Origin of the sequence: Pseudomonas delhiensis (genome assembly GCF_900187975.1) — a bacterium.
In the GTDB taxonomy this organism is placed as follows: Bacteria; Pseudomonadota; Gammaproteobacteria; order Pseudomonadales; family Pseudomonadaceae; genus Pseudomonas; species Pseudomonas delhiensis.
Map to the genome: position 1 here is coordinate 1 of NZ_FZPC01000008.1, position 12358 is coordinate 12358.

The window sequence follows — 12358 nt, forward strand, 5'->3', positions numbered from 1 at the left end:
GATCAGGCGCACATGAGCGGATTTTCATCAGGGCTCGGGAGCGGATGTATCGCTCCATGAAGCCGGATATACGGCAGCAGTCGTACCCAAGTTCGGAAAAGCACGTCGGTCGCTGGCAAAACGGGAGGAGTCCATATACGGATAACGTTCCACGTTATCCGCCGTTTAGCCTCGCTCCCCGGCCGGTTCGGGATTCGACCCTGGCGTGGGCGCTGACCCCAGGCGGCTCCAAGCTTGACCTTGGCGCTGGCTATCACATGGGATAAACGACGGATAACCGCGAACGGTTATTCGCCCTACGCAAATCCCACCCATGACGTAAGGCGTACCCCACGCTTCAGGCCAGCGGCGCCGCTACCAACCGCCCTTCCGGCGCATAGGGCTGCGCCTCGATGATCGGCTCGCGCTTCAGCATCAGGTCCGCCAGCAGCCGGCAGGAGGCCGGCGCCAGCACCAGGCCGTTGCGGTAATGCCCGGTGTTCAGCCACAGCCCCTCGTGCCCGGGCACCTGGCCGATGAAGGGAATGCCCTCGGGCGAGCCCGGCCGCAACCCCGCCCAGTGCCCCACCGGCGCCTGCCCGGCAAGGGCCGGCAGCAGTTCCTCGGCGGAAGCGCGCAGGCTGGCCAGGGCCTCGTCCGTGGGCGTCTTGTCGAACCCGGCGTGCTCCAGGGTGCTGCCCACCAGGATATGGCCGTCGCGCCGGGGAATGGCGTAGCGCCCCTTGGCCAGCACCATGCTGGACAGGAAATCCGCCGCGCACTTGTAGAGGATCATCTGCCCCTTCACCGGCGCCACCGGCAGCTCCAGGCCCAGGCTGGCCAGTAGCTCGCCGCTCCAGGCGCCGGCCGCCAGCACGGTCGCCTCGGCCCGCAGTTCGCCGGCGGCGCAACGCACACCGCGAATGGCACCCTGCTCATGGACGAAGCCGCCGACCTCGCAGCCTTCCCGCACCTCGACGTTCGGCATGCGCCGCAACGCCTCGCGCAGCGAACGCGCCAGCCGCGGGTTGCGCACGTTGGCCACGCCCGGCATGTGGACCGCTTTCCGGAAACCGGCCCCCAGCGCGGGAACGGCATCGTGGACCGCCGAGATATCCACCTCCCGCAGCGGACGAGCGTTGGCGCGGGCCCAAGCCAGGGCCTCGGCCTGGTCGTCCAGGTCCAGCCAGTAGAGGCCGGTGACGTGCACCTCGGGGTCGACGCCGGTGTCCTCCAGGAGCTGCTGGCCCAGCGCCGGGTAGAAGTCCTGCGACCAGTGCGCCAGGTTCGCCACCGCCCGGCCGTAGCGCCAGGGGTAGAGCGGGGAAACGATGCCGCCGCCGGCCCAGGAGGCCTCGCGCCCGGTCTCGCCACGCTCGACGAGGGTCACCCGCAACCCTTCGCGCCCCAAGGTCCAGGCACTCAACAGCCCGACAACGCCACCACCGACAAGCAGAACATCCGACATACCGCTGCACCTCGAACCGACAGGAAACCGGACGGTCATCCGGCGCGCCACTATACCAACCCCGCCAAAGCGAAGCGCCCTACACCTTCGCCGGAAGCGACGCGCAACACCCTGGGCCCAGGCAGAGCGCCCAAGGCCCGATACTGCGGCGGTGGGATAACGCCAGGGACGGCACCATGCAAAAGAATCGCGGATTCAGCCTACTGGAAGCACTGCTCTCGATCCTCCTGCTCTGGCTGGTGGCCAGCCTGGCCGTACCGGCCTTCGACAACCTGCTCCAGTCCCAGCGCAGCCTGGTCGCCCTGCACAGCCTGCGCGGCGCCCTGAGCCATGCCCGGCAAACCGCGGTCTTCACCGGCCGCCCGGTCAGCGTCGCGGCCCGCGAAGGCGACTGGGCCAAAGGCTGGGCGCTGTTCCACGACGACGACAACGACGGCCGGCCGCAACCCGGCGAGCCCCCGCTGCGCCTGCACCCGGCCCTGGAAGACGTGGAAATACGCCCGGACAGCACCTCCCGCCACTACATCCACTACCGCCCCCAGGGCCACGCCATCCGCCCCAACGGCGCCTTCCACGCCGGCCACCTGAAGGTCTGCTCCCGGCACGCCACCAGCCACCGGATCGTGATCAACCGCAGCGGCCGCATCCGCACCGAAAGCGCCCCCAGCGCCAGCCTCTGCCCACGCTGACCCGCGCACAACCGCTCTGCGACCGAGGTCACAGATGACCGCCGGGCATGACCGGACATCGCGCGATTTGTATCGGCCATCCAACAAAAAGGGACATTTCCCACACAAATAGGCAGCATTTCCCTCAAGGTAAACAGGAGGAATGCGCCATGTCGCGCCCCCAGAAAATGGCGGGGTTCACTTTGATCGAGTTGATGATCGTGGTAGCGCTGCTGGTGATATTCGTCAGCATCGCGTTGCCCAGTTTCAGCTACCTGATCAAGACCAACCGGACTCAGAGCGCCGCCAGCGAACTCGCCTCCCTGCTGCAATACGCCCGCGCCGAGGCGGTGACGCGCAATGTCGACATCACTGCGGCAGCCAGCAGCGGAGCCTGGACAGTCAGCCAGGGCAATACCGCCCTTCGCCAACTGGATAGCCAGCAAAGCGCCCTCAGCATCCTGCCGGCCACTGCCTCGGTGACCTTCTATCCGAACGGCACCGCCTCCGCCAACACCAGTATCTACATCTGCCAGGACGGTGACGCCGCCACCGGCTATCAACTGACCGTCAGCGTGGCTGGGCAGGTCAGAGTCTGGCCCCGGGGCACGTCGGACGAAGGTGAAGCACTTGGGAGTTGCGGATCATGAATGACGTTCGCAGGCAATCCTCTGGCTTCAGCCTGATCGAAGTGCTGGTTGCTCTGCTGCTGATCTGCATCGGCGTGCTGGGCATGGTCGCCATGCAGGGGCGCACGGTGCAGTACACCCAGGACTCGGTGCAGCGCAGCAGCGCCGCCATGCTCGCCAACGAGATGCTGGAGACCATGCGCAGCAACCGCGACCAGGTCTATACCGCCAGCGGCAACCTCAACCCGAACTCGGCGTATTTCACCGGCAGCGACGGCTACCCGGAGGCGCCTGAGGAGGGAAGCTGCCAGCCGCTCCCCGCCAACGCCAACCCCGCCGAGCAGCTCAACTGCTGGCTGACCCGCGTGCAGGAGACCCTGCCCGGTGCCGCTGGCCTTGCGGCCGAGGTGCACGTCTGCCGGGCGGGGAACACCGCCGGCACTTGTGGAAACGCAGGCCGCGCCATCGAAATCCAGGTGGCCTGGCGGGTGAAGAACGGCGAATGCCTGGATGCGGCGGACAGTGGCGACGACAAGACCATCTGCCGCTATCGGGTAAGAGCGGAAATCTGAGGCGGACCAGCATGCAGAAGCGCCAGCAAGGCCTGTCCCTGATCGAGTTGATGGTCGCCCTGACCGTCAGCAGTTTCCTGATCATCGGGATAGTGCAGATATTCATCGACAACAAGAACACCTTCGTCTTCCAGCAGGCCCAGACGGAGAACCAGGAAAACAGCCGCTACACCTTCCTGCTGCTCGACCAGGAACTGAGCAAGACCGGTTATCGGCGGCAGCCGGACAGGGGCTTCGATACCAGCTTCCCTGCAGTCACCTCGCAAAGCACTCCTGCTCCGCCAGCCGGTTGCAGTTTCCTGGAAGGTCGGACCGTCTCTCTGGCGAACGGCGGCGGTATCTGTATCCGCTATGAGCCCCGCGACCCTGACGAGCGCAATTGCCTAGGGGCGAAGCCCGCCGACGGAACCGTTCCCGACGAGCCCTATACCACCAGCACACTGACCGTGATGGAAAGGTTCTACGTTGACGACAACGAGCTCAAGTGTGCAGTTGGTGGCGATGAGGAGGTCATTCTGCGAGGCGTCGCCGACATACAGTTCGAATACGGCGTCGGCCCCCAGACCGATGAACGCCAGGTCGATACCTACACGACCGATCCGGGTACCCAGCCGATCCGGGCGGTGCGCTATGCAGCCCTGATGATGAGTTCGGTCAATGCCCGCCAGGGTATGGACAGCGCCACCCTGACGCAATGGAAGGCCCGCTATCCCGACTCCAGCATCGGCACCGACAACGGGCAGCTCTACCAGATCGCCCAAGGCTCGATCACCCTCAGGAACCTCATGCCATGAATGCATCCCGCCAGTCGCAGCAGGGCGCGATCCTGTTCGTCTCGCTGATCATCCTGCTGGTCATCTCCGTGCTGGCCATTTCCAGCGTCCGCCAATCGGCCCTGGAGGCCCGCATCACCGGCAGCGTGGCCGAGGAGAAGCGCCTGTTCAACAGCGCCGAGTCGGCGCTACGCAACACCGAGGAAAGCCTCAGCGAGTCGCTGCTGCCGCCCGACCGCTGCCCGGCGGATACCACCGCCGATAACCTGCCCTGTATCTGGAACAAGACACCCAACGACTATTCCCAGGACTTCTCCGACGCCCTGGGCTACACCGGCAACGGCGTTACCCCCTCCTCGCAGACCACCAGTGTCAGTCGCTACATGATCGCAGCCCCCAGCGGCAACGTCGGCGGCCAGTCGATCAACCCCGAGTACGGCTCGATGATGCTGGGCAACGGCACCTTCTTCTATGAAGTGAACAGCCGCGCCGCCAGCAACAACCGCGAGGCCCCACTGCGTTCCGTGGTGGCCCGGGTATACAACAATTGACCCCCAGGCACTGACATGAAGACTCTCCGTCAAATCGCGATCAACGCCAGCGCCAGCCTGCTCTGCGCACTCCTGCTCCCGTGCGCCAGCGCCTGGGCAGACATCGACATCTCGCGCACCCCGGTCTTCGTCAACGACTCGGTGCCCCCCCTGAACATGCTGGTCATGGGCCGCGACCACAAGCTCTACTACGAGGCCTACAACGACGCCTCCGACCTCAATGGCGACGGCATCCTCGACGTGGGCTACAAGGGGCACCTGGACAAGGACCACGGCGGCATCGACTACTACGGCTACTTCAACTCGTTCGCCTGCTACGACTACAGCGACGGCCGCTTCAGCCCCGTCAGCGCCACCACCGACAAGAAGTGCCCCGGCCACTGGAGCGGCGACTTCCTCAACTACCTCGCCACCTCGCGCATGGACGCCCTGCGCAAGGTGCTCTACGGCGGCTACCGGGTGGAGGACACCACCACCTCCACCGTGCTGCAAGGCTCCTACGTTCCCCAGGACGACCACGCCTGGGGCAAGGAATACCTGAGCGAGGCCTACGACGGTTACCGCATTTCCGACTACACCCCGCTGAGCCAGCCGGCGGCCGGCGGCTACCGCCACCTGTTCGCCGTGGTGTCGCTGACCCAGGATACCGGCGTGCCGCAGTTGCGCACCCTGACCAACACCAGCTTCCGCATCTGGAACTGGGTGTCGAAGGAGCGGCCGGTAGCCGGCAGCACCTGCGTGAACAGTTCCGGCTCGGAGGTCAACTGCACCAGTGGCGGCCCCAGTGGCGGCAACTGGACCATAGTGCCCGCCGACCAGATGTCGGGCCTGACGCTCACCACCTGGAAGGACTCGCGCTCGACCTCCACCAACAAGTCGCAGATGGACGACCTGTTCAACAACTACAGCGGCAACTCTGCAAAATGCGGCAGCGGAACGCCATCATTCACCAACATAAGCACCGGCCAGAACTTCACCAACCCCTACTCCGCCAACGGTTGTGGCCAGGATGGCTATCACACGCTGATCACCGGCACCCTGACCCCGGCGCTGACGGGCGTCTATCAGTTCTCGGTGGACGGTGACGACGCGGTCGAATTCCAGGTCAATGGCGTTACCGCGTCCTACTATGGCGACCACGGCAAGGCCGGCAGCGGCGGCAATGGCACCACCGCCTCGGTAACGCTCACCGCGGGTACCGCCTACACCTTCAAGTTCCGTCACGAAGAAAACGGCGGCGACGCCAACTTCTACCTGTACTGGAAGACCCCGGCCACCGGCACCAGCGAGATGACCGACAGGAACGTCAAGGTCTCGGTCTGCCCCAGCGGCGCCGACAACGCCGGCCTGCGCGAAAGCAACTGCATCGCCTATGGCAACAACTTCAAGCCGACCGGCATCCTTCACGACTACGGCGCCACCAACAAGATGTACTTCGGCCTGCTCACCGGCTCGTTCCAGAAGAACATCAGCGGCGGCGTGCTGCGCAGCCAGTTGCAGAGCTTCTCCAAGGAGTACAGCTCGACCACCGGGCAATACTGCTTCGCCGGCACCAACGTGTGCGGCTCCGACGGCGTGAGCAACGGCATCGTGGCGACCATCAACAAGCTGCGCATAATCGACTTCAACTACGGCGACCATACCTACGGCTGCGGTTGGATCACCACGCGCCCGATCACCCAGGACGACACCTGCTACATGTGGGGCAACCCGATCGGCGAGATGATGTACGAGACGATGCGCTATTTCTCCGGCGAAACAGCACCCACTGGCACCTATGACTATGGCTCCGGCAACAGCAAGGACAAGGACGTGCTGGGTCTTCCGCGGATCGGCACCTGGACCCCGCCCTACAAGTCGACTGCCAACCCCAACGGCTACCCCGTGTGCTCGGTCCCGGCCATGACGGTCATCAGCGACATCAACCCGTCCTATGACTTCAAGCTGCCGGGCAGCAAATGGTCCACCGCCGTTTCGGCGCCCTCCTCAGGATCGCTGGCGGGCCTGAACGTCTCCACCGAGGCGGACAAGATCTGGGCAGCCGAAGGGGGTGGCAGCAAGTCCATCTTCATCGGCGAATCCAACGGTGTCGCCGACAGTGCGCCCACGGCCAAGACCGTCAGCAACCTGTCCACCGTCCGCGGCTTGGCGCCGGAGGAGCCCAGCAAACAGGGCACCTACTACTCCGCTGCCGTGGCGCGCTATGGCGCGAACAACAAGATCGGCGGCGACAAGGCCCTGTTGACCTACTCGGTGGCACTGGCCTCGCCCCTGCCGACCATCAAGTTCCCCGTCACCAGCAATGGCGTCACCAGCGTGGTGACAGTGGTGCCCTTCGCCAAGTCCGTCGGTGGCAGCAGCATCGACGCGAACGGCAGCTTCCAGCCCACCGACCAGATCGTCGATTACTACGTGGAGAAGTTCGCCAATACTTCGCCAGCCTGCAATGGCGGCACGCCCAGCCTGGTCAGCGACTGCGACGCCACCCTCAACGGCGGCCGTCCCTACGCCAAGTTCCGCATCAACTACGAAGACGTGGAACAGGGCGCCGACCATGACATGGACGCCATCGCCCTGTATGAATTGCTGGTCAACGACCAGGGCAAGCTGGTCATCAACATGACCTCCGAATACGCCGCCGGCGGCATCGACCAGCACATGGGCTACGTGATCTCCGGCACCACCAAGGACGGTATCTACCTGGAGGTCAAGGACCAGGGCGGCAACAACGTCGCCTACAAGCTGGATACTCCCGATGGTCGCGATCCCAACTACTGCAACGCGACCACCAAACCCAACGACTGCACCCTGAGCCGGCTCAGCTCCTCGCGCACCTTCACCCTGTCGGGCACCCCGGCGGCCACCTTCCTGGAGAACCCATTGTGGTACGCCGCCAAGTACGGCACCAACGCGACCAACAATGACACCGACGGCAACGGCGTACCGGACAACTACTTCCTGGTCACCAACGCCCTGACGCTGAAGGACCAGTTGAACAAGGCATTCAACGACATCTACCAGCGCAACAGCTCCGTCTCCACGCCGTCGGTGGAACGCCTGCAACCCGGCGCCTCGATCACCGACGCGCGCTCGGTATATCGCTCCAACTTCCTGGTGGACGACTGGTCGGGCGACCTGATCAAGGAGACCATCAACCCGGCCACCTTCGCCCGCACCGTGGTCTGGCACGCCAAGGACCAGTTCCCGAGCACCCGCAACATCAAGTTCAAGGGCAGCGACGGCAGCCTGACCACCCTCACCCACAGCAACCTGTCGGGCGTGACCTACAACGGCGTCGACCTGCAGACCACCCTGACCTCCGCGCAGCTCGGCTACGTGCTGGGCGACCGCAGCGGCGAAGGCAGCAGCTTCCGCCGGCGCAGCACCCTGCTGGGCGACATCATCAACTCCAACCCGGTGGTGGTGTCCGGCGCCCAGTACCTGGCCTACCTGGCAGGCGCCATCGATGGTGGCTACCAGAAGTACGCCGACTTCATCGAAGCCAAGAAGACTCGCCGCACCCAGGTCTACGTCGGCGCCAACGACGGCATGCTGCACGCCTTCGACGGTGCCACCGGCGTGGAGAAGTTCGCCTTCGTGCCCCGCGCCGTCATCCCGAACCTGCAGTACCTGAGCAGCAAGGACTACACCGCCGCCCAGCACCGCTGGTTCGTCGACGGCAGCCTGACCGTGCGCGACGTCTACTACGACGACGCCTGGCATACCGTGCTGGTGGGCACCCTCGGCGCCGGTGGCAAGTCCGCCTTCGCCCTGGACGTGACCGACCCGGACAACATCGCCCTGCTCTGGGAGTTCGACGACGACAACACCAGCAGCAAGGACGGCACCAACACGACGCTGAGCAACCTCGGCTTCACCATCCCCACCCCGGTGGTCGCCCGCCTGCACAGCGGACAGTGGGGCGTGCTGCTGCCCAATGGCTACAACAGCGCCAACAACAGCAGCGGCAAGGCAGTGATGTACGTGCTGGACATCAAGACCGGCACCGTCCTCAACACACTGGAGGCACAGGGTGCCAGCGGTACCAACGGCCTGTCCAGCATCCGCGGCGCCGACAACAACAGCGATGGCATCATCGACTACGCCTATGCCGGCGACCTGCAGGGCAACCTGTGGCGCTTCGACCTGATAGACAACAGCGCCACCAATACCGCGCCGTTCTCCAGTACCACCATCGCAGCTTCGAAATTCAAGACATCCTTCAAAGGCACCCCGCTGTACGTGGCCAAGGATGCCGACGGCAGCGGCGGCGTGCGCCAGCCGATCACCGCCCCGCCGTCGCTGGTCCGCCATCCCTCGACCACCGGTTACCTGGTAATCTTCGGTACCGGCCGCTACCTGGGCACCGTGGACAAGACCAGCCCGTTCCAGTTGCAGACGCTCTATGGCATCTGGGACAAGCAGACCAAGGGCGAAGTGGCCACCACCACCCCGGATCTGTCGCGGGCAAGCCTGCAGGGGCAGACCATCTCGTCCCAGGTGAACGGCGCGACCTTCGCCGACAATACCGCCAACACCTTCGACATCCGCCTGCTCAGCCAGAACACCGTGGACTGGACGACGAAAAGCGGTTGGTACCTGAACCTCCAGGTCACCGGCGGCAGCCTGGTGGGCGAGCGGATCGTCGACGAGATGGCCGCCCGCGGGCAGGCGCTGCTGATCAACACCCGCACGCCCAGCCTGGACGTCTGCCAGGCCGGCGTGGAAGGCTGGTCATACGGTCTCGACCCCTATACCGGCGGTCGCGCCAACTTCAATATCTTCGACTTCAGCCAGAACTTCGTGGTGGACCAGGGCGACGCCTATGTTTCCGGCGATACCAGCAACGTGGTTTCCGGCTACAAGACCCCTGCCGGTGGCGCGGCCCTTTCCGGCAATACGCGCTTCACCGCCGACGGCGCCCCGATGAACATCAGCTTCGGCCCCGAGTCCACCGGTCGCCAGACCTGGCGCGTGGCACCGCAATGAGGAACCAGTACGTGAAGAAGACAGCGGGTTTCACCCTGATCGAGATGATGATCGTGGTGGCCATCATCGGCATCCTGGCAGCCATCGCCTACCCCAGCTACCAGGAATACGTCCTGCGCGGCAACCGCAGCGAGGGCCAGGCATTGCTGAATGACGCGGCCGCGCGCCAGGAGCGCTACTTCGCCCAGAACAATGCCTATGTCACCGCCCAGGCCAATATCGCCAGGCTGGGCATGCGCAATACCAGCGGCACGACCGTGACCTCGGATACCGGCAAGTACGCCCTCACCATCAGTAACCCCAACAACAGCGGTGGCTACCTGCTCACGGCGACTCCGCAAGGCGCACAGGCCAAGGACACCAAGTGCGGCAACCTGACGCTCAATGCCATGGGCACCCGCGGCGTCAGCGGCAGCACCAGTGTGAACGACTGCTGGAAGTGAAGCGCTGCGGCACGTAGGGCGCATAACGCCTACGGCGTTATCCGCCGAATCGCGGACAGAGTCCGCTCCTACAGGAAGGGACGGAACACAACGTAGGAGCGGATTCATCCGCGATTCCGCCGGCAAGGCCGGCGCTCGGTCGAGCATCGCGATGGGTATCGCTTCGCTCCACTCATCCTACGCGGAACGCCTACGGCATCGCGGACGATGCCGTCTGGTGGGAATGGGTCAAACCGCCTTCACCCGCAGTTCCTTGGGCATCGAGAAGGTGATGTTCTCCTCCCGCCCATCCAGCTCCACCTCGGGTTCCGCGCCCCATTTGCGCAGTTGCTCGATCACCCCGCGCACCAGCACTTCCGGGGCGGAGGCGCCGGCGGTGATGCCGATGCGCTGCTTGCCTTCGAACCATTCGCGCTTGAGGTCCTCGGCGCCGTCGATCAGGTAGCCGGGGGTGCCCATGCGTTCGGCGAGTTCGCGCAGGCGGTTGGAGTTGGAGCTGTTGGGGCTGCCCACCACCAGCACCAGGTCGCACTGGTCGGCGAGTTCCTTGACCGCGTCCTGGCGGTTCTGGGTGGCGTAGCAGATGTCGTTCTTGCGCGGCCCCTTGATGTGCGGGAACTTGGCGCGCAGGGCGTCGATCACCCTGGAGGTGTCGTCCATCGACAGGGTGGTCTGGGTGACGAAGTGCAGGGCCTCGGGGTTGCGCACTTGCAGCGCGGCCACGTCTTCCTCGTCCTCCACCAGGTAGATGTCGCCGCCGTTGTCGCGGTTGTACTGGCCCATGGTGCCTTCCACCTCGGGGTGGCCTTCGTGGCCGATGAGGATGCACTCCTGGCCGTCGCGGCTGTAGCGCACCACTTCCATGTGCACCTTGGTGACCAGCGGGCAGGTCGCGTCGAAGACCTTCAGGCCGCGGTTCTCGGCCTCCTTGCGCACAGCCTGGGAAACGCCGTGGGCGCTGAAGATGACGATGGTGTCGTCGGGCACCTGGTCGAGTTCCTCGACGAACACCGCGCCGCGGTTGCGCAGGTTCTCCACCACGAACTTGTTGTGCACCACTTCGTGGCGCACGTAGATCGGCGGGCCGAACACGTCCAGGGCGCGGTTGACGATTTCGATCGCCCGGTCGACGCCGGCGCAGAAGCCGCGGGGGTTGGCGAGTTTGATTTGCATGGTCGGTCTGTCTCGGCGCGCAGAGGGGATGGCGCGATGGCTATCGCTTCGCGATACCCATCCTACGCCTGCGAAGGGCCCTCAGAGCGCCCTTACGTCGATGATTTCCACTTCGAAGGTCAGGCTCTTGCCGGCCAGCGGGTGGTTGAAATCGATGGTCACCTGCTGCTCGTCGAAGCTTTTGACCACGCCGGGCAGCTCGGTCTTGGCGGCGTCGTTGAAGATCACCAGCAGGCCTTCGGCCAGCTCCATGTCCTGGAACTGCTCGCGCGGCATGACCTGCACGTTGGCCGGGTTCGGCTGGCCGAAGCCCTGCTCCGGCTCGATGGCCAGGGTGCGCTTGTCGCCGGCCTTGAGGCCGAACAGCGCCTGCTCGAAGCCGGGCAGCAGGTTGCCGTCGCCGACCTTGAAGGTGGCCGGCTGCTTGTCGAAGGTGCTGTCGACGACGTTGCCGTCTTCCAGCTTGAGGGCGAAGTGCAGGGTGACCTGGGTATCCGCTCCGATGCGCTGGATATCACTGTTGCTGTCAGCCATGGGCGGTCTCTCCGGATTTCTTCGTCTTGAACATGTCCAGCGCCAGCATGATGGCGCCTACGGTGATGGCGCTGTCGGCCAGGTTGAACGCCGGGAAGTACCAGCGGTTCTGCCAGTGCACCAGGATGAAATCGATCACGTGGCCGAGCACGATGCGGTCGTACAGGTTGCCCAGCGCGCCGCCCAGCACCAGGGCCAGGGCGATGGCCAGCCAGGTGTCGCTGGGCTTCAGGCGCTTGAGCCAGACCAGCAGCACGGCGCTGACCACCACGGCGATCAGGGCGAACAGCCAGCGCTGCCAGCCCGAGCTGTCGGCCAGGAAGCTGAAGGCCGCGCCGGTGTTGTAGGCCAGGGTCCAGCTGAACAGGTCGGGGATGACCACGATCTGCTGGTACAGGCTCAGCGTGCCTTCGAAATAGGCCTTGCTGGCCTGGTCGAGGACCAGGACCAGCACGGTTATCCACAGCAGGCCGAGGCGGCCGAAGTTAGGACGCGCCATTGACTATTTCTCCTTTGCGTTGCCGCCGGAAATCGCGCCAGGCAAGGCGCTGGCTGCCGATAATGGCGTTCCCTTATCAA

Annotated in this window: 11 protein-coding genes; 7 read left to right on the top strand and 4 right to left on the bottom strand. The window is 64.9% G+C overall.

What is annotated here, in order from left to right:
• Window positions 1-337: 337 nt before the first annotated feature.
• A complete protein-coding gene (gene thiO / locus CHC02_RS08735) occupies window positions 338-1447 on the bottom strand; it encodes a glycine oxidase ThiO (protein WP_089391095.1) in 1110 nt (369 codons plus the stop codon).
• Window positions 1448-1623: 176 nt separating this feature from the next.
• Between thiO and CHC02_RS08740 the strand changes: the two genes are divergently transcribed.
• The 7 genes from CHC02_RS08740 (at window position 1624) to CHC02_RS08770 (ending at window position 10072) form a co-directional block, all read left to right on the top strand.
• Window positions 1624-2136: a GspH/FimT family pseudopilin gene (locus CHC02_RS08740; protein WP_089391096.1), complete on the top strand. Its 513-nt coding sequence runs from the start codon at window positions 1624-1626 to the stop codon at window positions 2134-2136.
• Window positions 2137-2285: 149 nt separating this feature from the next.
• The gene (locus CHC02_RS30390; RefSeq protein ID WP_167364780.1) at window positions 2286-2765 is read left to right on the top strand and encodes a GspH/FimT family pseudopilin; all 480 of its coding nucleotides are present in this window, start codon (window positions 2286-2288) and stop codon (window positions 2763-2765) included.
• Window positions 2762-3316, top strand: coding sequence for a type IV pilus modification protein PilV (gene pilV / locus CHC02_RS08750; RefSeq protein WP_089391098.1), 555 nt, complete (start codon window positions 2762-2764; stop codon window positions 3314-3316). The genes CHC02_RS30390 and pilV overlap by 4 nt, the downstream gene beginning before the upstream one ends.
• A gap of 11 nt (window positions 3317-3327) precedes the next feature.
• Window positions 3328-4110, top strand: a complete 783-nt coding sequence (locus CHC02_RS30395; protein ID WP_167364779.1) for a PilW family protein — start codon at window positions 3328-3330, stop codon at window positions 4108-4110.
• Window positions 4107-4640, top strand: a complete 534-nt coding sequence (locus CHC02_RS08760; protein ID WP_167364777.1) for a pilus assembly PilX family protein — start codon at window positions 4107-4109, stop codon at window positions 4638-4640. Before CHC02_RS30395 ends, CHC02_RS08760 begins: the two co-directional genes overlap by 4 nt.
• A gap of 15 nt (window positions 4641-4655) precedes the next feature.
• Entirely contained in the window at window positions 4656-9629 is a 4974-nt protein-coding gene (locus tag CHC02_RS08765; RefSeq protein ID WP_089391101.1) for a PilC/PilY family type IV pilus protein, read from the top strand.
• Between the two features lie 11 nt (window positions 9630-9640).
• Window positions 9641-10072: a type IV pilin protein gene (locus CHC02_RS08770; protein WP_176450314.1), complete on the top strand. Its 432-nt coding sequence runs from the start codon at window positions 9641-9643 to the stop codon at window positions 10070-10072.
• Window positions 10073-10300: 228 nt separating this feature from the next.
• On the opposite strand, the gene ispH is transcribed toward CHC02_RS08770, so the two are convergent.
• The 3 genes from ispH to lspA form a co-directional block, all read right to left on the bottom strand.
• A complete protein-coding gene (ispH, locus tag CHC02_RS08775) occupies window positions 10301-11245 on the bottom strand; it encodes a 4-hydroxy-3-methylbut-2-enyl diphosphate reductase (protein WP_089391103.1) in 945 nt (314 codons plus the stop codon).
• 81 nt (window positions 11246-11326) lie between these two features.
• The gene (gene fkpB / locus CHC02_RS08780; protein WP_089391104.1) at window positions 11327-11779 is read right to left on the bottom strand and encodes an FKBP-type peptidyl-prolyl cis-trans isomerase; all 453 of its coding nucleotides are present in this window, start codon (window positions 11777-11779) and stop codon (window positions 11327-11329) included.
• Window positions 11772-12278, bottom strand: coding sequence for a signal peptidase II (gene lspA, locus CHC02_RS08785; protein WP_089391105.1), 507 nt, complete (start codon window positions 12276-12278; stop codon window positions 11772-11774). Before lspA ends, fkpB begins: the two co-directional genes overlap by 8 nt.
• Window positions 12279-12358: the final 80 nt, after the last annotated feature.

Bases quoted from the DNA above. Each gene is read 5' to 3' on its own strand.
- pilV (WP_089391098.1), top strand. From the start codon at position 2,762: ATGAATGACGTTCGCAGGCAATCCTCTGGCTTCAGCCTGATCGAAGTG.
- fkpB (WP_089391104.1), bottom strand. From the start codon at position 11,779: ATGGCTGACAGCAACAGTGATATCCAGCGCATCGGAGCGGATACCCAG.
- CHC02_RS30395 (WP_167364779.1), top strand. From the start codon at position 3,328: ATGCAGAAGCGCCAGCAAGGCCTGTCCCTGATCGAGTTGATGGTCGCC.
- lspA (WP_089391105.1), bottom strand. From the start codon at position 12,278: ATGGCGCGTCCTAACTTCGGCCGCCTCGGCCTGCTGTGGATAACCGTG.
- ispH (WP_089391103.1), bottom strand. From the start codon at position 11,245: ATGCAAATCAAACTCGCCAACCCCCGCGGCTTCTGCGCCGGCGTCGAC.
- thiO (WP_089391095.1), bottom strand. From the start codon at position 1,447: ATGTCGGATGTTCTGCTTGTCGGTGGTGGCGTTGTCGGGCTGTTGAGT.
- CHC02_RS08760 (WP_167364777.1), top strand. From the start codon at position 4,107: ATGAATGCATCCCGCCAGTCGCAGCAGGGCGCGATCCTGTTCGTCTCG.
- CHC02_RS08765 (WP_089391101.1), top strand. From the start codon at position 4,656: ATGAAGACTCTCCGTCAAATCGCGATCAACGCCAGCGCCAGCCTGCTC.
- CHC02_RS08740 (WP_089391096.1), top strand. From the start codon at position 1,624: ATGCAAAAGAATCGCGGATTCAGCCTACTGGAAGCACTGCTCTCGATC.
- CHC02_RS30390 (WP_167364780.1), top strand. From the start codon at position 2,286: ATGTCGCGCCCCCAGAAAATGGCGGGGTTCACTTTGATCGAGTTGATG.